Annotated in this window: 20 protein-coding genes; 9 read left to right on the forward strand and 11 right to left on the reverse strand. The window is 45.4% G+C overall.

Annotated elements, in window-relative coordinates:
• The first annotated feature begins 118 nt into the window (after positions 1-118).
• Entirely contained in the window at positions 119-2,749 is a 2,631-nt protein-coding gene (locus ADIS_RS15180) for a valine--tRNA ligase (protein ID WP_010855494.1), read from the forward strand.
• Between the two features lie 74 nt (positions 2,750-2,823).
• On the opposite strand, the gene ADIS_RS15185 is transcribed toward ADIS_RS15180, so the two are convergent.
• From ADIS_RS15185 to ADIS_RS15210, 6 genes are all read right to left on the reverse strand, one after another.
• Positions 2,824-3,879, reverse strand: a complete 1,056-nt coding sequence (locus ADIS_RS15185; protein WP_155907519.1) for an outer membrane beta-barrel protein — start codon at positions 3,877-3,879, stop codon at positions 2,824-2,826.
• A 65-nt stretch (positions 3,880-3,944) separates the two neighbouring features.
• Positions 3,945-4,484 carry an inorganic diphosphatase gene (locus ADIS_RS15190; RefSeq protein WP_010855496.1) on the reverse strand — a complete coding sequence of 180 codons (540 nt, stop codon included), beginning with the start codon at positions 4,482-4,484 and terminating at the stop codon, positions 3,945-3,947.
• Positions 4,485-4,595: 111 nt separating this feature from the next.
• Entirely contained in the window at positions 4,596-5,684 is a 1,089-nt protein-coding gene (locus ADIS_RS15195; RefSeq protein ID WP_010855497.1) for a hybrid sensor histidine kinase/response regulator, read from the reverse strand.
• Between the two features lie 11 nt (positions 5,685-5,695).
• Entirely contained in the window at positions 5,696-7,822 is a 2,127-nt protein-coding gene (locus ADIS_RS15200) for a 7TM diverse intracellular signaling domain-containing protein (protein WP_010855498.1), read from the reverse strand.
• Positions 7,819-8,520 (reverse strand): hypothetical protein, encoded by a 702-nt coding sequence (locus tag ADIS_RS15205; RefSeq protein ID WP_010855499.1) that lies wholly within the window; start codon positions 8,518-8,520, stop codon positions 7,819-7,821. The genes ADIS_RS15200 and ADIS_RS15205 overlap by 4 nt, the downstream gene beginning before the upstream one ends.
• On the reverse strand, positions 8,504-9,613 hold the full coding sequence (locus tag ADIS_RS15210; RefSeq protein WP_010855500.1) for a ThiF family adenylyltransferase: 1,110 nt from the start codon (positions 9,611-9,613) through the stop codon (positions 8,504-8,506). The genes ADIS_RS15205 and ADIS_RS15210 overlap by 17 nt, the downstream gene beginning before the upstream one ends.
• A gap of 258 nt (positions 9,614-9,871) precedes the next feature.
• Between ADIS_RS15210 and ADIS_RS15215 the strand changes: the two genes are divergently transcribed.
• On the forward strand, positions 9,872-10,336 hold the full coding sequence (locus tag ADIS_RS15215; RefSeq protein WP_010855501.1) for a response regulator: 465 nt from the start codon (positions 9,872-9,874) through the stop codon (positions 10,334-10,336).
• A 4-nt stretch (positions 10,337-10,340) separates the two neighbouring features.
• Here the strand turns inward: ADIS_RS15215 and ADIS_RS15220 are convergent, their stop codons facing one another.
• From ADIS_RS15220 to porX, 3 genes are read right to left on the reverse strand one after another with little or no spacing between them, the layout of a single operon-like run.
• Positions 10,341-11,561: an alanine dehydrogenase gene (locus tag ADIS_RS15220; protein ID WP_010855502.1), complete on the reverse strand. Its 1,221-nt coding sequence runs from the start codon at positions 11,559-11,561 to the stop codon at positions 10,341-10,343.
• A gap of 1 nt (position 11,562) precedes the next feature.
• On the reverse strand, positions 11,563-11,979 hold the full coding sequence (locus ADIS_RS15225; protein ID WP_010855503.1) for a bifunctional tRNA (adenosine(37)-N6)-threonylcarbamoyltransferase complex ATPase subunit type 1 TsaE/phosphotransferase: 417 nt from the start codon (positions 11,977-11,979) through the stop codon (positions 11,563-11,565).
• Positions 11,980-11,982: 3 nt separating this feature from the next.
• Positions 11,983-13,539 (reverse strand): T9SS response regulator signal transducer PorX, encoded by a 1,557-nt coding sequence (gene porX, locus ADIS_RS15230; RefSeq protein WP_010855504.1) that lies wholly within the window; start codon positions 13,537-13,539, stop codon positions 11,983-11,985.
• Between the two features lie 66 nt (positions 13,540-13,605).
• Between porX and ADIS_RS15235 the strand changes: the two genes are divergently transcribed.
• From ADIS_RS15235 to ADIS_RS15265, 7 genes are all read left to right on the forward strand, one after another.
• Positions 13,606-14,835, forward strand: coding sequence for an HD domain-containing protein (locus tag ADIS_RS15235; protein ID WP_010855505.1), 1,230 nt, complete (start codon positions 13,606-13,608; stop codon positions 14,833-14,835).
• Positions 14,836-14,857: 22 nt separating this feature from the next.
• Positions 14,858-15,880: a UDP-3-O-(3-hydroxymyristoyl)glucosamine N-acyltransferase gene (lpxD, locus tag ADIS_RS15240; RefSeq protein WP_010855506.1), complete on the forward strand. Its 1,023-nt coding sequence runs from the start codon at positions 14,858-14,860 to the stop codon at positions 15,878-15,880.
• 46 nt (positions 15,881-15,926) lie between these two features.
• On the forward strand, positions 15,927-17,321 hold the full coding sequence (locus ADIS_RS15245; protein WP_010855507.1) for a bifunctional UDP-3-O-[3-hydroxymyristoyl] N-acetylglucosamine deacetylase/3-hydroxyacyl-ACP dehydratase: 1,395 nt from the start codon (positions 15,927-15,929) through the stop codon (positions 17,319-17,321).
• Complete coding sequence (gene lpxA, locus ADIS_RS15250; RefSeq protein ID WP_010855508.1) at positions 17,318-18,097, forward strand: acyl-ACP--UDP-N-acetylglucosamine O-acyltransferase; 780 nt, start codon at positions 17,318-17,320, stop codon at positions 18,095-18,097. Before ADIS_RS15245 ends, lpxA begins: the two co-directional genes overlap by 4 nt.
• 1 nt (position 18,098) lies before the next feature.
• Complete coding sequence (locus ADIS_RS15255) at positions 18,099-18,719, forward strand: ABC transporter ATP-binding protein (protein ID WP_035806274.1); 621 nt, start codon at positions 18,099-18,101, stop codon at positions 18,717-18,719.
• Positions 18,720-18,780: 61 nt separating this feature from the next.
• The gene (locus ADIS_RS15260) at positions 18,781-19,266 is read left to right on the forward strand and encodes a hypothetical protein (protein WP_010855511.1); all 486 of its coding nucleotides are present in this window, start codon (positions 18,781-18,783) and stop codon (positions 19,264-19,266) included.
• A 3-nt stretch (positions 19,267-19,269) separates the two neighbouring features.
• On the forward strand, positions 19,270-19,704 hold the full coding sequence (locus ADIS_RS15265; RefSeq protein ID WP_010855512.1) for a nuclear transport factor 2 family protein: 435 nt from the start codon (positions 19,270-19,272) through the stop codon (positions 19,702-19,704).
• 81 nt (positions 19,705-19,785) lie between these two features.
• Here the strand turns inward: ADIS_RS15265 and ADIS_RS15270 are convergent, their stop codons facing one another.
• Together ADIS_RS15270 and ADIS_RS15275 are read right to left on the reverse strand one after the other, a co-directional pair.
• Complete coding sequence (locus ADIS_RS15270) at positions 19,786-22,185, reverse strand: endonuclease MutS2 (protein WP_010855513.1); 2,400 nt, start codon at positions 22,183-22,185, stop codon at positions 19,786-19,788.
• Positions 22,182-22,526: a DUF4296 domain-containing protein gene (locus ADIS_RS15275; RefSeq protein ID WP_010855514.1), complete on the reverse strand. Its 345-nt coding sequence runs from the start codon at positions 22,524-22,526 to the stop codon at positions 22,182-22,184. Before ADIS_RS15275 ends, ADIS_RS15270 begins: the two co-directional genes overlap by 4 nt.
• Positions 22,527-22,609: the final 83 nt, after the last annotated feature.

Genomic DNA, 22,609 nt, shown 5'->3' on the forward strand with positions numbered 1-22,609 from the left:
CAGCCTTTCTTCTGCGTTTGAGCGTTTTTTTGTAGATGTTCACTCAACCATAAAAACGTCCCATAGCTACTGATAAAACCGTATTTATGTTAATTTTGCGCTCTTAAAACAATTTTGCATGTCTTTATCTACAAAGTACGATCCCAGTTCCTCAGAGTCCAAATGGTACGCCTATTGGATGGAAAACAGGCATTTTTCTTCCCAGGTTGACCACAGCAAAGAGCCTTATTCCATCGTGATTCCACCTCCCAACGTAACGGGCGTGCTACATATGGGGCATATGCTGAACAATACCATCCAGGATATCCTGATCCGAAAAGCTAGAATGGAGGGTAAAAATGCCTGCTGGGTACCAGGGACTGATCATGCATCCATTGCCACCGAGGCCAAGGTAGTAGCCATGCTGAAAGATAAAGGCCTCGACAAAAAGCAACTCAACCGAGAAGAGTTCCTTGCCCACGCCTGGCAGTGGAAAGAAAAATATGGGGGCATAATTCTAGAACAGCTTAAAAAACTGGGCGCATCCTGTGATTGGGAAAGGACGAAATTCACCATGGACGAGGATCTAAGCGATGCTGTCATCCATGTATTTGTCGATCTCTACAAAAAAGGAAAAATATACCGAGGTATCCGTATGGTCAACTGGGACCCTAAAGGGAAAACGGCATTGTCGGATGACGAAGTAATTTTTAAAGAAATCCCTTCCAAACTGTACTATATCAAGTATTTGATCGAGGGGAGCGAAGAACACCTGACCATTGCCACCACTCGACCTGAAACCATCATGGCAGACGTCGCGATCTGTGTGCATCCAGAGGATGATAGATTTAAGCATCTACACGGAAAAAATGCCCTGATTCCGCTTATAAACAGAACCATTCCGATCATACAGGATGAGTATGTTGACCGCGAATTTGGAACGGGCTGCCTAAAGATCACACCCGCGCATGACATCAACGACTACGAAATCGGCATCCGCCACAACCTAGAGGTGATAGACATTTTGGCTGATGACGGCACCTTAAACGAAAAAGCGCAGATCCTTGTTGGTGAGGACCGTTTTATCGCCCGTAAGAAAATAGCCAAACTACTTGAGGAGGCCGGCCAGCTTGCAAACGTAGAAGACTACGTCTCTAATGTCGGACACTCTGAGCGCACCGATGCCGTCATCGAACCCAAGCTTTCCATGCAGTGGTTTTTACAGATGAGCGACATCACCAAGCCTGCCCTTTCGGCTGTAATGGAAGACCAGGTAAGACTTTTTCCGCCCAAGTTCAAAAACATGTATCGCAGCTGGATGGAGAATGTGCGGGACTGGTGTATTTCCAGACAGCTTTGGTGGGGACACCGTATTCCCGCATTCTATCTGCCAAACGGGGAGTTTATTGTAGCCTACACTGCGGAGGAGGCATTAAGAGAGGCCAATCAAAGGGGAGATAAAAAATACACCCTTATGGATCTTCGTCAGGATGAGGATGTCCTTGATACGTGGTTCTCCTCCTGGCTATGGCCAATTTCGGTGTTTGACGCAGACTTTTTCCGCACCGGTAAAAAGAACCCGGATTTGGCTTACTATTACCCTACCAATGACTTGGTGACCGCCCCGGAGATATTGTTTTTCTGGGTAGCCCGTATGATCATTGCAGGGTACGAATACCTGGGAGACAAGCCGTTTAGAAATGTTTACCTCACAGGGATAGTAAGGGATAAGCTGGGCAGAAAAATGTCCAAATCGCTGGGCAATTCCCCTGACCCGTTGGAATTGATAAAAAACTATGGAGCGGACGGTGTACGCACCGGCATGCTGTTTAGTTCGCCGGCCGGAAATGACCTTCCGTTTGACGAAAAACTTGTGGAACAGGGTCGGAATTTTTCGAATAAGATCTGGAACGCTTTCAGACTTATCAAGGGATGGGAAGTGTCTGCGGAGACAGCAAATCCGGAAAATTCGGCAGCCATCCGATGGTTTGACAGCAGGTTTTCGCAGGGATTGGTGGAAATTGAAGATCACTTCAGTAAATACCGCATCTCTGATGCATTGTTGAGTACCTATAAGTTGGTTTGGGATGATTTCTGCTCCTGGTATTTGGAAATGATCAAGCCCCCCTACCAGTATCCAATAGACCAACAGACCTACGACCATACGATCGCATTCTTGGAAAATATCCTTAAGGTGCTTCACCCCTTCATGCCTTTCATTACCGAGGAAATCTGGCAACAGTTGGCTTCCAGGGATCCAAAACATGCGTTGATTGTCAGTAGCTGGCCAAGCGCCAAACCCTTTGACCCGAGTGTTATTGAGCAGGCGCAACAGATATTCGAAACCGTGACTCAATTACGAAACGTAAGGGCATCCAAGGGGATTTCTCCAAAGGAACCCTTTGAAATGACGGTAAATACCGAAAAACCAAGCGTCTACGAGTCTTATGGCAGCGTGCTTAAAAAACTCGCCAATCTATCAGCCATCCACTTTGGAACAACCGTGGAAAACGCCGTGAGTTTTGTCGTGAAGGGAGACGAATGCTTTGTCCCGCTCGGACAGCAGATTGATGTGGATAAAGAACGGGAAAGCCTCCTGAAAGAGCTGACGTATCAACAGGGCTTTCTTGCCTCCGTCCTAAAGAAACTGTCCAATGAACGTTTCGTTTCCGGTGCCCCTGAAGCAGTCGTGGAAAACGAAAAGAAAAAACAGGCGGATGCGGAAGCGAAGATCAAAGCACTGGAGGAATCCCTGTCAAAACTGGGCTAAAAACCGTTGTCGGTATCGTCCCTTCAAAATCCACAGGATTGGTGAAACGACTCAGTAACTCAACGCCAGCCCCTTTAGTCAAAGCGAATCGCGAGCGAAGTGGCCAGGGCGGAATTACCTCGGTTTACCAACCCCAAGGGCCGATTGAAAATGGGTTCCGGAGAAATGAACCGCCTGCCTTCCACCCTAAATACCGCATTGGGACTGATTTGGTAGTCGACGTTTAAGGACGCTCCAGATATCCTCATACCATCGGATAGGATCACACCGGCTGGATCGGCATAATATTCGAGGCGTGCCGCGGCTTTGAGGGATTCGGACAGGGATTTTCGAAGAGATCCCGTCACTCCAAACCACTGGTTAAATGTAGCCGTAAACAACCTTTGCTCTATTCCATGGTCCACTCCAAAGGTAATATCTACGGGGCCGCCAAGGTATTGCAAATAGGTGTTTTGGAAAAACCGGTACAGTTGGAGCGGCTGGGGGTACTCATTGCCGAAGTAATTGGCGTAGTTAAGCTCCCACCTGCCTTCCTTACGATAATTAAGTCCCAGGCCGAACCCTAGCGATTCATGCCGGTCTCTACGCTGTACATTCTGCCAGCCATTGGTTACCCAAAACGTACTGTTCAAGCCATCCAATAGCTCGTAGGATAGACGCATACCGGTTAGAAAATAGGGGGAGTTTTCGGCAAGCAGAGACCTGGATAAATGCCAACAATCTGACCCTACAGCACTTTCGAACCCAATGTGGGAAGGCATGACGCCCATATCCAGCCACAGGCGGTCTCCGAGGCTTACTCCGACCGAGGCTTCGTAAACAAACTGTGCCCAAGCTGGTTCATCCGCGAGGTTATACTGGCTGTAGTTTCCCACCATCAACCTGAGGGCACCCCGGTAGGCGTCTTCTTGATAGTTAACACCTAGGCTGGCGAAATTGACAGAAAACTCATTGTGTCTCTTAAAGTTATACAAAAAATCCGGACGTTCGTGGTTTTCAGGCCTACCAAAATCATAGAGGTAGTAAGTTTCCAGATACCCTTCGAACGCCAAGGGAGATTGAATTCCCTGACCCTGCGAGATCAAGGGAAAACTAATTAGAAGCACCAAAGCAATACGTTTCAGTTTCATGAATGATACCGCAGAGATCTGAAAAAAGAAACCCAATCTATCGATTGGGCCAATGTTGCAAACAGCTACTTCACCGTCCTAAAGGTCCTATCATACAGCTTGATAGAATCCAAGATGATTTGTTGCGCCTCTTCTTTTCCCAGAAAGTTTTCTACCTTCACTTCTTTGTTTTCCAGCTTTTTGTAGTCTTCGAAGAATCGGCGCGTCTCCTTCATCAGATAGGGAGGCAATTCATCTATGTCTTCGATGTAATTGACTGACTGGTCATCTGCCGCTACTGCTATGATTTTGTCATCTGCTTCGCCACCGTCAATCATTCGCATTACCCCAATCACCTTCGCCTTTACGAGGGTCATGGATGGAATATCAATTTGGGAGATGATCAGGATGTCCAACGGATCGTGGTCTTCGCAGAACGTCTGGGGAATGAATCCATAATTAGCTGGATAGTGAACCGAGGAAAAAAGCACCCTGTCCAACAGCAACATGCCAGACTTCTTGTCAAGCTCGTACTTACCCTTACTTCCCTTTGGAATTTCGATGACCCCCGTCACGTATTCCGGCGCTCCCTCTCCAATATTAACATCATGCCAAGGATTAATCATAAAAATCAGGTTTTAATGAAAGTTATTTAAGGGCGCAAATTACCTCCTATTCGGCTGTTTACAAAAAACGTAGGGGAAAATCGTTGGGAATTCCTGCAGGCACCAACCAAACTATTCAGTTAGTAGATCCGGGAGCACTACGGTGACTGTGGTGCCACTACCCTGTTCCGATTTAAGGTCAACGGATCCTTTCATTTGCTCCACGGACTCTTTTACCATATATAACCCCAGCCCGGATCCAACATTCCTTTGGGTGGCCCTATGAAATAGATTAAAAACCTCCTTTTGGTGCCGTTCTTCTATTCCGATGCCATTATCCGAAACGATGATAATCGCTTGGCCCTTGGCAACCGATATTTTGATCCCAATGCGTTTGGTACCGTTCTCTTTTTGGAATTTGTAGGCATTCCCTATCAGGTTGTTTAAAATCACCCGTATTTTCGCCTCGTCGGAATGAAACGGGAAATCCTGATGAATTTCAACCGTGATATCCACATCAGAAAGATCCCATTTTACCTTATAATCTTCAATTTGTTGATCAAAAACCTGCCTAAAGTCAACCATCTCTACTTTATTATCCATTTTGGTAGACCGGTAAAAATCGAGCATTTTGTAGATGAAATCATCCAACTTTAGCGTGGCGGAATCAATCATGTCAAAATACTCCAGAATCCCTTCGTCCGTAGTTTCCATTTTCGCCAACTTGGAGATTCCGGATATACTCATCAGAGGCCCTCGTAGTTCGTGCGAGAGGCTGTATACAAACTGATTCATCTCGGAATGGAGTTTTCGTAGCCGTTCGTTCTTCTCCCTGAGTTCCTTTTTTGCCTCGTAGATTTCGGCAGCGTTAATGATGGCATTCTTTATTTGCTCCAAATTCCAAGGTTTATCGATAAATCGATAAACCTCCCCTTTGTTAATGGCATCTATCACGCTGGCAATGTCAGAATATCCTGTAAGCAGAATCCTGGTAGGAAGCGGATTAACTGAAACCAACTTCTCAAAAAACTCAACGCCGGTCATTCCCGGCATCCGTTGATCGGCAATTACTACTTCAAACTCTTGTTCCTTTGCGAGCCGGAGACCCTCCTCAGCATCGGATGCGGTGTATATTTTAAACTCACGGCGTAAACTGGCCTTAAAAGAACTTAAGTTATTGTCCTCATCGTCAATGTACAGCACGTTTATCTTCCGCTCCATTCTTTCTGTTGTTATTGCCTGACGGGAAGGGTAATGATAAATTTGGTACCCTCCCCAGGTGCAGATTTTACCACCACCGTTCCTTTATGATTTTCAATTATAGTATATACAATTGACAATCCCAACCCCGTTCCTTTGCCAACAGGCTTGGTGGTAAAAAACGGCTCAAACACCTTCTCCCGTACATGCTCCGGCATCCCCGGACCATTATCGCCAATTTCAATGATCACCTTATCGTTTGATATTGAGGTCTTCAAGGTGAGTTGGGGCGTCCTTCCTTCTATTTGATGGTCCAACATCGCCTGTATGGCGTTGCTAATAATATTCATGAAAACCTGGTTGATCTTCCCAGCCAAACATTCTACCAATGGCAGATCACCGTACTCCTTTCTGATGTTGATCCTTCCGGCCATGGAGCTGTTCAACAAGATTAGTGTACTATCAAGCCCATCATGTATGTCCACTTCCTTAACATCTTGCTCATCGATCCTAGAAAAGAGTTTCAATCCCCTAACAATCTCCACCGTCCTTTTCGCTCCGTCCTCCATCCCTGCCAATAGCTGGTTGACTTCATCCAGCAGGTAATCCAGCTCAAGATCCTCCTCCAGATCCCTGACCTCGGACTTGCTGTCTTCCGAAAACTCCAACTCCCCTTTTTCCCTGTAAAGATCCATCAACTCCAATATGTCCTTTATATCTCTTTTTAAAGGAGAAATGTTTGAGCTGACAAAGTTTATTGGGTTATTGATCTCATGCGCAATCCCTGCAGTCAACTGACCTAAGGATGCCATTTTCTCTTGATTGACCAGTTGTGTCTGGGTATCTTTTAGGTTTTTCAGGGTCTGCTCCAACTCCATAGTCCTGGATTTGACCATGTCTTCCAGGTATACGTTTTGTTCTTTGATCAGCCGCTCGTTTTCTTTCAACGCCTCCAGCTTATCGTGCTGCTCTTTCTCCTTTTCCTCTTTAAGGATGTTGATTTTATCGGCCAACGCAAAAGAAAGCAAGAGTGCTTCTATTGCCGTACCGGAAAGCATCGGCAGGTTGGCATAGGCCCCCAAATCAACCACGCCCTGGTTATTCATGATGAACAAAACCAATCCTACCAGGAGAAAGCTCCACGCCAATAGAAAAAAGTAAGCCGAACGATCCCCTTTGCTGGCAACGTAACCACCTATTGAGAAAAACGCGACTGCCAACAATAGCCCACTTACATCTACGATCGAATAACTGACCTCTACCAAACCGAACAATCTCAGCGCAAAAGCAAGAAGGTAAAATACGATAATGACGTACAGGTATTTTTCAATTTTGGGAACATACACCGATGTCTTGATAAAGAGTTGAAAAAAGGGAATCACAAAGATGCTCGAAAGAGCCGTGAAACCCACCATACTGATTTCGTACAAAAAGACATTTTGCCCGAGAATAAAAAAAGAATATCCGGAAAGCGACAGTTGTGCCAAGCCAATAAAAAATATGTAGAAACAGTAATACAGATAAACCTTATCCAGAATAGAAAAGAACAAAATGAGGTTGTATAAAAAGAGGGCGACCATGATCCCTGCATATACACTGATAATTACACTTCGCTTTGAGTTATTTTCCAGGAACTCATTTCGTTCATATACAGAAACCGAAAAATCCACAGGCATCTGCGTGTGGATTTCAAAAACCAGGTACTTGGCTTTGACAATGTCTCCCAAAACCGGAAAATAGATATTGGGAGATCTGAGATCGTTTACTTCGGGATGTTTGGTTCCGGAAACCCCTGCCAATTGGTAGTCTCCTTGCTCATCAATTGCATAGAGGTACGCCTCCTGGATATCGCTGTTGCTAAATTCCAAAAAGTAAGCTGTGTCTTCTTTAAATCCATCAAGCTCATCAAGGTCAATAAGAACTGAAACTGGTTCACGGATAAAACCAAGTGATACTTTATTCTCCACGGTTCGGTCATATTGGCTAAGGTCAAAGGGTTGGGAGGTATCGACCGTGCCAAATTGATACCTGAATTGTTGAAAGGTCATCGCCTCTCCACCGCCGAAAACACCTAAAAAGTAAAAGGTTGGGATAATCACCAACAAAACCAATACGAGCGTCAGGCCCGTATTTAAGAAATTGGAGTATTTTTTTTTCATTGATTTGGTTTAGGTATCTGTAACTCAAACTGTAACTCCATCTTCCCCCTCGGCCCGCTCTCTACGGTGTTAAAGCTCATTTTCCGCCTCAAATCAAAGATATACTCACGCTCAACTTCATTGGCGAGAGGAAGATTTTCGATGTCCACTATTTCTAATGCGGTTGCGATCAAGCCTTCTTTAGGATAATAAAATGACCCGTTGTCCCCTAGACAGGTAATCACCTCGTAACCTACGCTTTTCGAGATACTCAAGGTAACCGGGGAACTCAATCCAAACAGCTTCCTCAGGTTTAGCTGGGGTAATATCGCAATACCGACCCGAACAAGATATATGCTTCCGATTCCATAGCCCGCCACTTCTCTGCTGTTCCAAAGACCACAGTACTCTGCCACTTCCAGATCCTTATACTCGGCCAAGTAGCTGATTACCCCCGGGTCAATATCCTGTATGGCTGTTTCGAAAGGTAACGGAAAATAGGAAGTCCGCATCTGTATCCTTCCACCACCCAGCACCCTAAAATCCTCCATTGATTCAAAAAGAATTAGGTAGACGTGGGGATTTAATGCCCAAGACCTGTCAGCGGAGGTAACCTTCGTGATCCCATAGGACTCCAATACCTTATGATGACCATAGATATACTTTTCGGTTGCTTCCACATCATCAATGGCTTTGACTATCCTAACTCTTACCTTCATGGGAATTGAATAATGACTCCAAGTCTAAGTAATACCTTCCTGAAGAAACACGTTGACCTAACAATATCATCCTACATAGATGGCTGCAAGCAGCCCCTCCCATTAATACGGAAGACGCCAACTGAGGCCAAGTTGTAATGGACTTGCCAATCTCACTAAAACTGTATTTTGCCCGGTCCGAAAGCTGTTCAAACTGCAATAATGCCATCATAATATCCTTGGCATTTGCTGCCAAAATTCGCGTAAGCTCTGTCTCATCACCAAACGCAGCAAGAAGTCCATGCAGAATTGGGCGGTCAGGTTCCATATCAAATCGCTCCACATCCATCATCCCCCTGTCACTCGTATCCATCAAAACCGGAATCCGTAGGGCTTTAGACTTCAACCGGCTGCTAATTTTAATGGGTAGACTGTCACACTCTTCAACAAGGATATCCAATTGTCCCCCCAAGGTAAAAAAATCATGCATATTTTGCTCATTTATTCCTTCATTATATAGCGTGATTTTTAAATATGGATCAATTTCTGCTATTTCCCTGGCTACAATATACGTTTTTTTTAGTCCCAAATTATACAGACCTGTACGAATACGGTTTAGGTTACTCAAATCAAGGGTATCAAAATCAGCTATGCGCAGCTCTCCAAAGGCCCGCTCCATCGCTAAACTCAACGCAACACTCTGCCCAACCGATAGCCCAATCACACCGATCTTCTTTTGGGCCAACATAGACTGTTCCTCCGGAGTGATTTTAAACTGATTCCGGGATGTCCTTAGCCTAACAAATTCAGGTTCTGAAAGAAGGTGAACCAAGGTATTTCTCCACGGGTACCAAACCCAATTTCCACAATCCTCAATGGGCTCTCCGTCAAGGTAACGTAACCGAATCCGCCCAAAATCTGCTTCCACAAGCTGGTTCGAGGGGTGATCGATCTTAATTAGCTCATCTAGTTGCCTTCCGATCTCATCGACAATAAAAACGCCAGGCTGATGTAACAAAAATTCAATCCGTTGCTTTTCTTTCTGTATTCGAGGAGATAAAATCTCAGGCTTGTAAACATGCTTCATGCCACCAGCCTTCTCCGATTCATTCATAACAAGCAGTAGTGTAAATTAGGTGATAAGTGAAGTAAAGTTATATGTTTGTATCCATAAATGTGCCTACATTCAAAAAAAAGCTCGCTTTTTTTGAACAAACTTGATAGATTTACACCTATCAACGCAATGTTACAAGAACAAGACAAAGGTAACCCCTTAGCTGACCAGAAAATTAAAAGACAGAAAACCAATTGAACGCTTATTTTTACAAGCCTATTTCTTTACTATTTGAAGGCTTATAACGATATTTAGCAAATGGAGAGAGAGAAGATCAGGGTCCTTTATGTCGATGATGAGATCAATAACTTGCAGGCGTTTAAGGCGACGTTTAGAAGGGACTATAAGATCTTTTTGGCAGAATCCGCCAACGAGGGAAGGCAAGTACTTCTTAATGAAGAGATTGACGTCATAATCACCGATCAACGTATGCCTGAGGAAAATGGTGTCGATTTCCTTAAGTCCATTATTCCGTTGCATCCAGAACCCATGCGCATCCTCCTTACAGGATACACAGACGTTCAGGCCGTAATCGATGCCATCAACAAAGGCAAAGTCTACCACTATCTGACAAAACCATGGGAAGAAGATTATCTGCGGACTGTGGTAAAGAACGCCTACGAGGTTTACTCGTTACGAAGGGAAAACAAGCAGTTGACAGACAGCCTAATAAAGGCCAACGACCAGCTTGAGTTTCTACTAAGGCAGAACCTGCTATCCTAAAGCATCAGTACCTAGCGGCCAGCAACAACTGTAGTTCTTTATGCGGCATTCCAAATTTGCGCGCAAGGTAAGCATTAGTAAGGCTACCCCTGTACCCATACACTCCCTTCATAAACCACTTGTAGTTAAAAATCATTTCTTCCGCCCCGCCAAGGTCGGCCATCTGTAACAACATAGGCGTAAAGATATTGCTAAAGGAAAATGAAGCTGTCCTTGCGACCCTAGACGCAATGTTTGGCACACAATAATGAACAATATTGTGCTTGGTATAAACGGGATTGTCATGGGTGGTTGCTTCAGCCGTCTCTATACACCCTCCCTGATCTATGCTTACATCTATGATGATCGACCCATCCATCATCTGGGCGACCATTTCCTCTGTAACCACCATTTTGGCCCGCCCTCTCTCGGCTCGCAATGCCCCGATAACAACATCCGCCTCTCGCAAAGCCTGACAGAGCGTAAAATTATCGATGGTAGAGGTAAACACCTGTTGACCCAATAACTGCTTTATCCGTCTTAGTTTATAAAGTTGGTTGTCAAAAATCTTTATATTGGCTCCTAGCCCAAGTGCAGTCCTCGCCGCATACTCTGCCACCGTTCCGGCACCAATAATGACAACTTGCGTAGGCGGTACTCCGGTAATCCCCCCTAAAATCAGTCCTTTCCCTCCGTTCACACTGCTGAGATACTCAGCCGCAATTAGCATCACCGTACTACCTGCTATTTCGCTCATCGCACGCACCACCGGCATGCCGCCCACCTTGTCTTCCAAGTACTCGAAGGCTACGGCTGTGATCTTTTTTTGATTTAGGGCTTGGATAAACTCAGCGGTCTGATTTCTTATCTGCAACGAAGACAACAAACAGGCACCCTGCCGCATAAAACCGATCTCTTGGACAGAGGGTGGATCAACCCGTAGGACAACCTCGGCGTCGTAGGCCTCCTCTTTAGAGGACACCACCTTCGCGCCCGCGTCGAGATACGCCTTATCAGAGAACTTGGCAGCAACTCCCGCATTCGATTCCACGATTACCTGCTGTCCATTATTGATCAGCAAGCCGACCGCTTCAGGAGTAAGCAGAACACGCTTCTCCTGATTGGCGTCCTCTTTGGGAACTCCAATGATTATTTTCTTTTTAGCTTTTCCGATACGCGCGAGGGACTCCTTCGGGATTGCTCCCGCCTTCACGGCTATCTCAGCAAGTTCGATCTGCGACGGCATGCTACCCAATAGTTATTTCTCTTTTATGTTCGTCCAAAGGATTGATTGAAATAATTACGGATTCAGGCGGGATCAGGTCTGGAATCCGTTCACCCCATTCGATCCAACACAAATTACCGCTATCAAAATACTCCATTACGCCCATGTCGACCGCCTCCGATTGATCGGATATCCGATAAAAATCAAAATGGTAGTAGGTATTCCCCCCGCCATCTCCGTATTCATTTACCAACCCAAAGGTAGGGCTGGAAACCCGGTCGACTATGCCCATCCGAAAGGCAATCGCTTTGATTAGTGTTGTTTTGCCCGCTCCCATTGGCCCCTTAAAAACCCACACCTCTTTGCCCCTGCAAGAATCAATCACGGCTTTTGCACAGGCATCAATATCGTCTAAATGGGAACAGATAAACTTCTTCAACGATTACGATTTTGGACTCATGTGGACTATCGGAACAATTATTTCCTCTAGAGAAACCCCCCCATGCTGGAAGGTATCCCGATAATAATTCACGTAATAATTATAGTTATTGGGATAAGCGAAGAAATAGTCTTCCACGGCAAAAACATAGCTGGTAGAAATATTGAACTTCGGCAACTTTGCTTCCTCAGGTTTGGCTATTTCAAAGACCTTTCCAGACTCAAAATTAAGGTTTTTCCCCTGTTTGTACCGCAAATTAGTCGTAACATTTCTGTCTCCGATGATTTTATACGGCTTATTTACCCGTTTGGTACCGTGATCCGTGGTTATGATAACCTCGGCACCTGCCTCTGCTATCTTTTTGAATAGCTCAAAAAGTGAGGAATGCGTAAACCAACTCAACGTCAACGACCGGTAGGCTGATTCGTCGGGGGCCAGCTCGCGTATCATCTTCATGTCCGTACGGGCGTGCGACATCATGTCCACAAAATTATATACCAATACATTCAAATCATTCTTCAACATATTATTGAATTGCTCAAGAACGTTCTTCCCCTGCGAAACCTGGATGATTTTATGATAAGATGACCGTATGTTTAGGTTGTTACGTTTTAGGTTGGCCCGCAGGAACTCTTCCTCTTGGTTGTTCTTCCCTTCGTCGGTATCTTCTCCTTCCCATAAATCCGGGTGAAATCTCGCCATATCCGAGGGCATCATGCCACTAAACAGCGCATTCCTTGCATAAGCTGTAGTGGTCGGCAATATGCTGTAATAGGTGTCGTCTGACACCGAAACAAAATAGTCACTCAGCATGGGTTCTATTACCTCCCACTGATCCAGCCTCAGATTATCTATCACGATAAAAAACAGAGGTTTTCCTTCCCTTACCTTCGGGAAGACATGCTTTTTCATTACCTGATGGGACAACACAGGCTTGGATGATTTGGGATCATTCAGCCAATCCAAGTAGTTCTCCTTAATAAACTTAGCAAAGTTCGCGTTTGCCTCAGCCTTTTGGGTTTCAAGCACCTCATGCATGCCCCTGTTCTCGGTCTCCCCGATCTCTATCTCCCAGTAGGTAAGCTTTTTATATATTTCTGTCCATTCCTGATGGTCTATGGCATCGTTGTATGCCATGCTGATGTTTCTGAAATCCTGCTGATACGAAAGGTTTGTCTTCTCGCTGATCAACTGTTTGTTTTGCAGGATCTTCTTAACCGACAAAAATATTTGGTTGGGATTGATTGGTTTGATCAGATAGTCGGCGATTTTCGCACCGATCGCATCGTCCATGATGTGTTCCTCCTCGCTTTTGGTAATCATGACCACCGGTACCTGAGGCTTAAGGAGTTTTATTTGCTGAAGGGTTTCGAGCCCCGTCATACCCGGCATCATCTCGTCAAGAAAAATAATATCGAAGTTCTGTTCCTCTACTTTTTCAACTGCGTCGATTCCACTATTTACGGTCACGATGTCGTACCCTTTCTGCTGAAGGAACAAAATATGGGGTTTGAGCAAATCGATTTCGTCGTCTGCCCACAATATATTGAATTTTTGCATCTCCTATTCGTTAGTTCTTTTATAGATAATACTTACTTTTGATTTACTACTGTAAATAAGCGATCATTGAAAAGCCACAAAATTATAAACGATCCTGTCTATGGATTCATAAATATACCGGGTGAACTGATTTTTTCCATCATAGACCACCCCAGCTTTCAAAGATTACGAAGAATCAAACAGTTAGGTTTGACCGATTACGTGTATCCGGGGGCATTGCATACGAGATTCCACCACGCAATTGGAGCTATGCACCTCATGAGCATCACCTTAGACCATCTGCGAAATAAAGGCATAGAAATCGACGATCAGGAATATGAGTCGGCGTTGATCGCTATCCTGCTTCACGACATTGGACATGGTCCTTTTTCCCATGCCCTGGAGTTTAGCCTCCTTCCCTCCATTCGGCACGAATCACTCTCCCAACTCTTTCTTCGGGGTTTAAACAAGCAATTTGGCGGCCAATTAGACCTCGCTGTTAAAATTTTCAATGGCACCTATGAAAGGAAGTTCTTCCACCAGCTTGTCAGCAGTCAGTTGGACATCGATAGGCTCGACTACTTGCAGCGGGATTGTTTTTTCACGGGGGTATCAGAAGGCACGATAGGAGCAGACCGTATCATCAAAATGATGCACATCAAAGATGACCAGTTGGTGATAGAGGAAAAGGGCATTTATAGCATAGAAAACTTTCTAAGCGCACGAAGACTGATGTATTGGCAGGTATACCTGCACAAAACAACGGTAAGTGCCGAAAAGATGTTGATCAATCTGATACTTCGGGCAAAGCACTTACGGAAGTCAGGGCATCCCATCCCGGGATCTGAATCCTTACTTTTTCTCTTAGAGAACACCCTCACGCTGGCAGATTTTGAACAAAGGAAAGAAGTACTGGACCACTACGCTGAACTGGACGACTTTGACGTATGGGGAGCCCTGAAGTTATGGCAAAAAAATACCGATAGGGTACTTTCTAACATTGCCAGAATGTTTTTGACGCGGCAACTTTTTAAGGTAACCCTAACCAATACTCCCTTTTTGGCGGAAGAACTGGCCTACATGCAACAAAAAACACAGCAAAAACTCCGCCTGTCGAATGAAGAAATGCCCTATTTTTTCACCCATGGCAGTATCAGCAACCACGCTTACGTAGCCAATGAAAGTATCTATGTGCTTACAAAAAAGGGAGAAGTGGTGGATGTGGCACAAGCCGCGGACTTGCCGAACATAAAGGCCATGAGCAAAATCGTAAAAAAACACTACGCTTGTCGGGCTAAAGATTTACCTTTACGTTAAAAATTTATTAAGCTAGTCATCGATGGAGTTTACCATAAGCCAGATTGCCAAACTTTTAAATGGAAAGGTAGAGGGTGATGGTTCCCAAAACGTTTACCGCATTGACAAGATACAAGAAGGCAAGCCCGGCGGAATCAGTTTTTTGTCGAATCTGAAATATGAACCCTACCTGTATACAACTGAAAGTTCTGCGGTGATCGTTTCGGAAGGGTTTCGCCCGTCTAAGCCGGTTAAATCGGCCCTTATTCGCGTGGCCGATGCCTACTTGGGGTTCACGCTACTCTTGGAATCAGTGGAACGGATGTCAAAGCCCCAATTCGGTGGCGTAGAGGACCCTTCCTATATGCATGAAAGCAGCGTCATGGGAAAAGATGGCTACCGCGGTGCTTTCTCTTATATTGGCAAAAACTGCCACTTGGGAGAAAGGGTTCAAATCCATCCCCATGTCTACATCGGTGACGATGTCGCAATAGGAGATGACTGTATCATCCATCCGGGGGCAAAAATAATGCGAAAAAGCAGACTGGGAACGAACTGCGAAATCCATCCGGGTGCGGTCATAGGGAGCGATGGGTTTGGTTTTGCCCCGCAGGCGGACGGACGCTATAAAAACATCCCCCAACTGGGCAACGTGCAGATTGGGGATCATGTGTCAATAGGTGCCAATACCACCATAGACTGTGCTACGATTGGATCTACCCTAATAGGACAGGGCGTCAAAATCGACAACCTTGTACAGATTGCCCATAACGTCAAGATCGGGGAAAACACCGTCATTGCATCCCAATCGGGCATTTCGGGATCGGCTGAAATCGGAAAAAACTGCATACTTGCCGGTAAGTCCAGCATTGTAGGCCATATAAAGATCGCTGATAACACGACAGTAGGGGGCAACACAGCTATTATGAAGGGGATTGAAACGTCAGGTTCAACGCTTCTAGGGTACATAGGCATGGACATTAAAGATTTTCTTAAGTCCTATGCGGTATTCAAAAAATTACCCGAATTACAGAACAAATTAAAAGATCTGGAAAAAAACCAATAAATTTGTGCCCTTATCACTGACAATTAGGGCCTCATAAGAAATTTTAATGAAAGTTAAACAGCATACCATTGGAAAGCAGGTTACCCTTTCCGGCGTAGGTTTACACACTGGAGTCGTGGCGACAATGACCTTTGTCCCCGCTCCATCTAATCACGGATACAAATTCCAACGGATGGACTTGGAAGGGTATCCAATCGTTGAGGCAGATGTAGACAACGTAGTGGATGTTTCGAGAGGCACTACCTTGGAACAGGGCGATGCACGGGTTTTCACGGTGGAGCATGTGCTTGCCGCCTTGGTTGGCTTAGAAATAGACAATGTGCTGATTCAGTTAAACGGCCCTGAACCGCCCATCATGGACGGCAGTAGTCTGCCTTTCATTAAGATTTTGGAAGAGGCAGGGTTGGAGGAACAAAATGCGCTCCGAAGATTCTTCGAGATCCCTGAGAGCATCCACTACAAAGATGCCTCCCGGGAGGTGGAAATGGCGGCCTTGCCTCTCGATGATTTTCGAGTTACGGTGATGGTTGACTATAACTCGCCTGTGCTTGGAAGCCAACACGCCTCGCTCACGGATATCAGCCAGTTCAAAACAGAAATTGCATCCTGTCGAACTTTTTGCTTCCTGCACGAACTCGAAATGCTTTATAATCAAAACCTTATCAAAGGAGGGGATTTAAACAATGCCATCGTCGTGGTAGATAGGGCCATCCAAGAGGAAGAATTAAGTCACTTGGCCAAAATGTTCAAAAAACCAAAAGTTGAGGTTAGGAAAGAGGGGATATTGAACAATGTGGAGCTGCGTTACAAGAATGAACCAGCCAGACACAAATTGTTGGATGTAATCGGGGATCTGGCCCTCGTAGGGAGACCACTGAAAGCGCAAATAATGGCAGCAAGGCCGGGACACGCCGCCAATGTGGCCTTTGCGAAAAAAATCAAACGTGCAATGGAAAAAGCAGGCCCCATGCACATCCCCTATTACGACCCGAAGCTGCCTCCAGTTCTGGACATCAATCAGATCAGCAATATTCTCCCCCACCGATATCCCTTCCAACTTCTGGATAAAATCATCTATTTGGACCAAACGGTGGTTGCAGGCGTGAAGAATGTGACAATTAACGAGCCTTTTTTTATGGGGCATTTCCCCAACAACCCCGTAATGCCGGGTGTCTTGCAGGTGGAAGCAATGGCGCAGACCGGCGGGATTTTGGTTTTAAGTACGGTAAGCGATCCGGAAAACTACTGGACGTACTTTTTGAGTATTGAAAACTGCAAATTTCGAAAAATGGTACTTCCGGGTGATACCCTTATTTTCAAATGTGAGCTTTTGAATCCAATAAGAAGGGGTATAGCGAAGATGAAAGGCGAGGCCTTCGTGGGCAATACGCTTGTGTGTGAAGCAGTCATGACCGCTAGTATTGTAAGGAAAGACGCATGATTAGTAAACTGTCCCATATTCACCCCGATGCCAAGCTTGGCGAACAGATTACGGTAGAGCCGTTTACTACTATCCACGAAAACGTGGAGATCGGTGACGGTACTTGGATTGGTTCGAACGTAACCATATACCCGGGCGCACGAATTGGCAAGGGTTGCAAGATTTTTCCGGGTGCCGTCATTTCGGCAATCCCCCAAGACCTGAAATTTCAGGGTGAGGTATCGCTCGCTGAGATAGGAGACAACACCACCATTCGGGAATGCGTCACCATCAATAGAGGCACACTCGACAAAAAGACTACGAAAATTGGCAATTCATGCCTGGTAATGGCCTACGTCCACATCGCCCACGATTGCATCATTAATAACAACGTGATCATTGCAAACACCGTGCAGGTAGCGGGCCACGTGACCATCGACGATTGGGCCTTCGTAGGGGGCAGCAGTGCCATCCATCAGTTTGTCAAAATCGGCACTCACAGCATGATTTCCGGAGGATCTTTGGTTCGGAAAGATGTACCTCCCTACACCAAAGCCGCCAGGGAACCGCTCAGCTATGCCGGCGTAAACTCCTTGGGTCTACGAAGAAGAGGATTTACAAGTGAGACGATCAATCAGATTCAGGAGGTCTACCGGTATTTGTTTCTGAACAGTCTTAATAATAGCCGGGCACTCGAAGAAATCGAGATCAACCTGCCCGCTACCAAAGAACGGGATGAGATTGTCAATTTCATCCGCTCTTCAGAACGGGGTGTGATGAAAGGTTACATTCAATAACATGCTGGAAATTAGCCTTGAGGAAGCTGGAAAGCGGTTTCAGTACGAATGGATTTTCAAAAACCTCACGCTTTTGCTTTCCTCTGGCCAAAAAACCGCCATCACCGGAAGTAATGGCTCCGGAAAATCCACGTTGATTAAATGCATTGCGGGACAAATGCCCCTTAGTTCCGGGCAAATCAGGTACAGAATTAGGGGTGTGGAAATCCCCTCATCCGAAATCTATAGGCAGTTGGCCCTGTCGGCACCCTACCTGGAGCTACCGGAAGAGTTTACATTGATTGAATTTCTTCGCTTCCATTTCCGGTTCAAATCTCTCAAAAATGGGATTTCCATAGAAGATGCCGTTCAGTATATGTATTTAGAGAAGTCTACGGAAAAGACAATACAGCATTTTTCATCTGGAATGAAGCAACGGCTCAAACTTGGGATGTGTTTTTTTTCTGCCTGCCCTCTTCTACTATTGGATGAACCCACTTCCAACCTGGATGAGCGGGGAGTACAATGGTTTCAAGGTTTGGTAGCAGATTTTGGAAATGATAAATCGATCATAGTTGGGTCAAATGATCCGAGAGAGTACCAATTTTGCACAGAAAAGGTCGCGATTGAAAATTTCAAGTGAACCACTTTTGATTTGATTTGTTACTAATTTGTTTAATTTTATGATCTTTACCGACAGTCAAATGAAGCAGCTAGCCAAAACAATGCTAATCCTAGGTTTTCTGTCCTGGGTTCACTTTTCTTGTTCCGACGACGACGGCCCTCAAAAAACGGCAGAGGAATTGGCTATTGAAATCCTGGCGGGTAGCTCAGAGCAAACTTGGTCCATTAGTGGAGGAGGCTCGGTGTCCCGAGATGGCACCTCCCTGACAAATAATTACAGTGATTTTGAGATAAAATTCAGAAATAGAGGGTCGGCAGGTTTAAATTATGAAACCGTAGGCAGCGGTGGCCTTTTCGACCCCTCTGGGTCATGGACTTTAGAGGGAGAAAATTACAATAGACTCCGCCTATCGGGAATACAACCCGTCGCTAACCGGGACATCCTCTACGAACGGGTGGGAACTGACTTACGACTTGAATTTACCGTTCCTAATCCTTCAAGTGCTTCTGCCCGTGTGGAAGCGCTTGTTGGATTCTATGTATTTACACTCAAACCAAAACAATAACCCATGCTTAAGTCCCTTTTAACTACTTTCTTGCTCGCGTGCAGCATAGCCCATTTTACCTACGCCCAAAATAAAGAAATCGCTGCTGTAGAAAAAGCAGTTGCTCAGCTACGCGAGGCAATGCTAAGCGGAGACGCTACTTCACTGACCGCGATTGCGTCCCCTCATCTCACCTATGGCCATTCAAACGGAACCATCGAAGATCGTGCTGCTTTTGTGGAGGTTCTTGCCAGCGGAAAAAACAACTTTACAAAAATCGAACTATCCGACCAAACGGTTGAAGTCCTGGGCAAGATTGCACTTGTAAGGCACAACCTAGTAGGGAATACCCATAACAAGGGGGCAGATCCGGCCACTGTTAATTTGGGAGTGCTCATGGTCTGGCAAAAGGAAGGAAAAGATTGGAAACTCCTGGCAAGGCAAGCTTTCAAACGATAAAATCACCATCAAGAACCGCTTTGCCCGGCCAAGTTTGGAAGGGGGTGGGAAATCGCCCCCTTCCAAGGTCGCAGAATTGATTCAGGAGCTTTTTAGGTAAACGAGGGTTACGCCAGCACCACCCCTTTCTACGTGCTCATCTTCAAACCTACTGACAGCAGGCATGTTTCTAAGGATATTTCTGCAAAGGTCCCGTAAGATTCCGTCTCCTTTACCATGAACGATTCTTAACTCAGACTGACCAAACATGTGGCCATCATCTACGAAATGTTGAACCAAAGGAAAAATCTCTTCTCCCCGTTTTCCCCTGAGGTCTAGGTTTGGGGAAAACTCCAGCATGCGGGAATGACTGTCAAAACCACTGCTTCGCACGTATGATTTCTTTTCTTTCTTGACTGCGGTATTGGATATCCGTTCCAATCTGTTCAGTTTGACTTTTGACTTTAAATCTCCTATGCTTATTTCGGCAAATCGCTGCTGTACGGATATAACTTCTGCTATCGCACCGTTGTCCTTTAGCCGTACATGATCGCCCTCTTTAATTTCGCCTTCCAGTACCTTCACTTCTTTGGGTGGTTGGGGTATCTTGGTCTTTTCAGGTTTTATGGCCTCTTTGTGTGCCTCGAGTTCCTTTCTTATTTGCTTGGTCTTTTCTTTGTCGGCATTCTTCTCCTTGATTTCCCGGATAGTGCTTTCAATGCGACGGTTAGCTTCATCCAATAATGCTTTCGCTTGTACCTTTGCCTCGTTTATAATGGTCTTTTTACTGACTTCCAGCGTTGATTTCAACGCATTGTATTCCTCCAATCGCTTGTTGAGAAGCTTTTCCTTTTTTTCATTTTCAATTAATACTTGCTCGTAGCGGTTTTTCTCACTCTCCAGCTTGAGTAACATCTTGTCATAATTCACCCTCACCTCCCCTACTTGGGCTTTTGCATGAAGAATTATCTCTTCATCAATTCCAATCTTTCTGGCTATTTCAAACGCAAAGGAACTACCCGGTTTGCCCAGTTCCAGTTGATACAACGGCTCTAACTTTTCCACGTCGTAGCGCATGGCACCATTGAACAGCCCCTGCCCCTTTGCCGCCAACTGCTTGAGGTTTCCGTAGTGAGTGGTAATCACTCCAAAGGCCCCTGATTTATTGAGTGCAATCAAAATTCCCTCGGCGATGGCACCCCCAAATTGAGGCTCTGTACCTGTTCCAAATTCGTCGATAAAAAAAATGGTCCGCTTATTTGCAAAACGGGTGAAATGCTTCATATTATTAAGGTGCGAACTGTAGGTACTCAGGTCATTTTCGAGGCTTTGTTCGTCACCGATATCAATAAAAAACTGATCAAAAACCCCGCAGACAGATTCTTCCTCCACCGGGATCAAAATCCCGCATTGAAACATATATTGCAACAGCGCCACTGTCTTAAGTGCAACTGATTTCCCTCCTGCATTTGGCCCCGATATGAGCAGGATCCTTTTGTTATGGTCTACCGACACATCAATCGGCACAATTTGTTTTTGCTGGGCTTTTAGGCTTAGTTCCAGAAGGGGATGCCTAGCCTTTGTCCAGCGTATTTGCTTGGTCTTCTCGAGGAGCGGTTTGTTGGCCCGAATTTTTATGGCAAACTTGGCCTTAGCACGGATAAAATCCACCAAGCCCAGAAAATGAAAGGCCTTTCGTAGGTCGGGAATAAAAGCACGAAGTATGTCTGTGAGCTTTGTTAAAATCTTCTGCACCTCCCGCCGCTCCATGTATTCGAGATCCCGTATTTCGTTGTTGATATCCAACACCTCTGCAGGCTCCATAAATACTGTCTGACCTGTCGCGGATTCGTCGTGGATAAACCCTTTTATTCGCCGTTTATATTCCGCAAGGACCGGCATGACCATTCTGCCACCCCTAATGGTAATGGATGCATCCTCAGGAGTAAGCCCCTGTGCCTTTGCTTGTCTAAAAATTGAATCCAACACCTTGCGCAGGCGGTTTTCCTCATACAAAAGCTGGTTTCGGATTATTGCGAGCTCCGGGCTGGCATTGTTTTTAATTTTACCGCGCTCATCCAACACCCGCTCGATGGCCTTAACCAGGGTCCGATCGTCGTTGACCATTCCCAATAGTGCAAAAAGCTGCGGATAATCCTCCGCGTAGTAATTAAAAAAATCCACACAGGCCGAAAGGGTCTGCAGACCCAAGCTGATTTCATGAAACTCTTCCTCGTAAAGAAAGGCCCCCTCCAACCGGGCCTTATCCAGATAGGGATGAATGTTTACAAAATTTGAAGATGGAAAGGTCTCTCCGGAAAGCAGCAGCCTCTTGAATTCCTCTGTCTGATCCAACAACCGCTGAATCAGGGGCGCATCGCGCGAAAAAGAAATCTTTTGGACAAAATCAGTCCCCAAGGTACTGCTGCATTCTTCCCGTATCAATTCCCTTATCTTGTCGAAATTTATCTTTTGCTCAAGATTCGTCGGATATAGCTTCATGGTGTACTTTCTGCTCTTTTTTCATACACGGTTAGCGAATCGACGGTGCGGGCATAAATGCGCTCCATCATAACCGGGTACCGAAGGTAATACTGTAGACTAGCCAGATAAACTGAATCAGGTACACGATGTTTCTCAAAAACATCCCTTTCTAGGATAGGGTATACCTTTTTCGATGAATCGTAGGGAATGGGCAAAGATTGAACAAAACCCTCCGTCAGATGTATGTCCACTAGGATCGAGACCATCACATCCTCAGAGAGCAGACCCCGAGGCTTATCTCCAGAGGTACACCCAAAGGATCCCGCCACAATAAAAACCAACCAAACAAAATACTTCACGGATCAAAATTACCCATTTCTTCACAATTTTGACAATATGTATCCAACTAGTCGTTTTATTATTCGGCCTAGTCTCTTAACTT

The organism is Lunatimonas lonarensis, assembly GCF_000390185.1.
In the GTDB taxonomy this organism is placed as follows: domain Bacteria; phylum Bacteroidota; class Bacteroidia; order Cytophagales; family Cyclobacteriaceae; genus Lunatimonas; species Lunatimonas lonarensis.

Bases quoted from the DNA above. Each gene is read 5' to 3' on its own strand.
- ADIS_RS15180 (WP_010855494.1), top strand. From the start codon at position 119: ATGTCTTTATCTACAAAGTACGATCCCAGTTCCTCAGAGTCCAAATGG.
- ADIS_RS15185 (WP_155907519.1), bottom strand. From the start codon at position 3,879: ATGAAACTGAAACGTATTGCTTTGGTGCTTCTAATTAGTTTTCCCTTG.
- ADIS_RS15190 (WP_010855496.1), bottom strand. From the start codon at position 4,484: ATGATTAATCCTTGGCATGATGTTAATATTGGAGAGGGAGCGCCGGAA.
- ADIS_RS15195 (WP_010855497.1), bottom strand. From the start codon at position 5,684: ATGGAGCGGAAGATAAACGTGCTGTACATTGACGATGAGGACAATAAC.
- ADIS_RS15200 (WP_010855498.1), bottom strand. From the start codon at position 7,822: ATGAAAAAAAAATACTCCAATTTCTTAAATACGGGCCTGACGCTCGTA.
- ADIS_RS15205 (WP_010855499.1), bottom strand. From the start codon at position 8,520: ATGAAGGTAAGAGTTAGGATAGTCAAAGCCATTGATGATGTGGAAGCA.
- ADIS_RS15210 (WP_010855500.1), bottom strand. From the start codon at position 9,613: ATGAATGAATCGGAGAAGGCTGGTGGCATGAAGCATGTTTACAAGCCT.
- ADIS_RS15215 (WP_010855501.1), top strand. From the start codon at position 9,872: ATGGAGAGAGAGAAGATCAGGGTCCTTTATGTCGATGATGAGATCAAT.
- ADIS_RS15220 (WP_010855502.1), bottom strand. From the start codon at position 11,561: ATGCCGTCGCAGATCGAACTTGCTGAGATAGCCGTGAAGGCGGGAGCA.
- porX (WP_010855504.1), bottom strand. From the start codon at position 13,539: ATGCAAAAATTCAATATATTGTGGGCAGACGACGAAATCGATTTGCTC.
- lpxD (WP_010855506.1), top strand. From the start codon at position 14,858: ATGGAGTTTACCATAAGCCAGATTGCCAAACTTTTAAATGGAAAGGTA.
- ADIS_RS15245 (WP_010855507.1), top strand. From the start codon at position 15,927: ATGAAAGTTAAACAGCATACCATTGGAAAGCAGGTTACCCTTTCCGGC.
- lpxA (WP_010855508.1), top strand. From the start codon at position 17,318: ATGATTAGTAAACTGTCCCATATTCACCCCGATGCCAAGCTTGGCGAA.
- ADIS_RS15255 (WP_035806274.1), top strand. From the start codon at position 18,099: ATGCTGGAAATTAGCCTTGAGGAAGCTGGAAAGCGGTTTCAGTACGAA.
- ADIS_RS15260 (WP_010855511.1), top strand. From the start codon at position 18,781: ATGAAGCAGCTAGCCAAAACAATGCTAATCCTAGGTTTTCTGTCCTGG.
- ADIS_RS15265 (WP_010855512.1), top strand. From the start codon at position 19,270: ATGCTTAAGTCCCTTTTAACTACTTTCTTGCTCGCGTGCAGCATAGCC.
- ADIS_RS15270 (WP_010855513.1), bottom strand. From the start codon at position 22,185: ATGAAGCTATATCCGACGAATCTTGAGCAAAAGATAAATTTCGACAAG.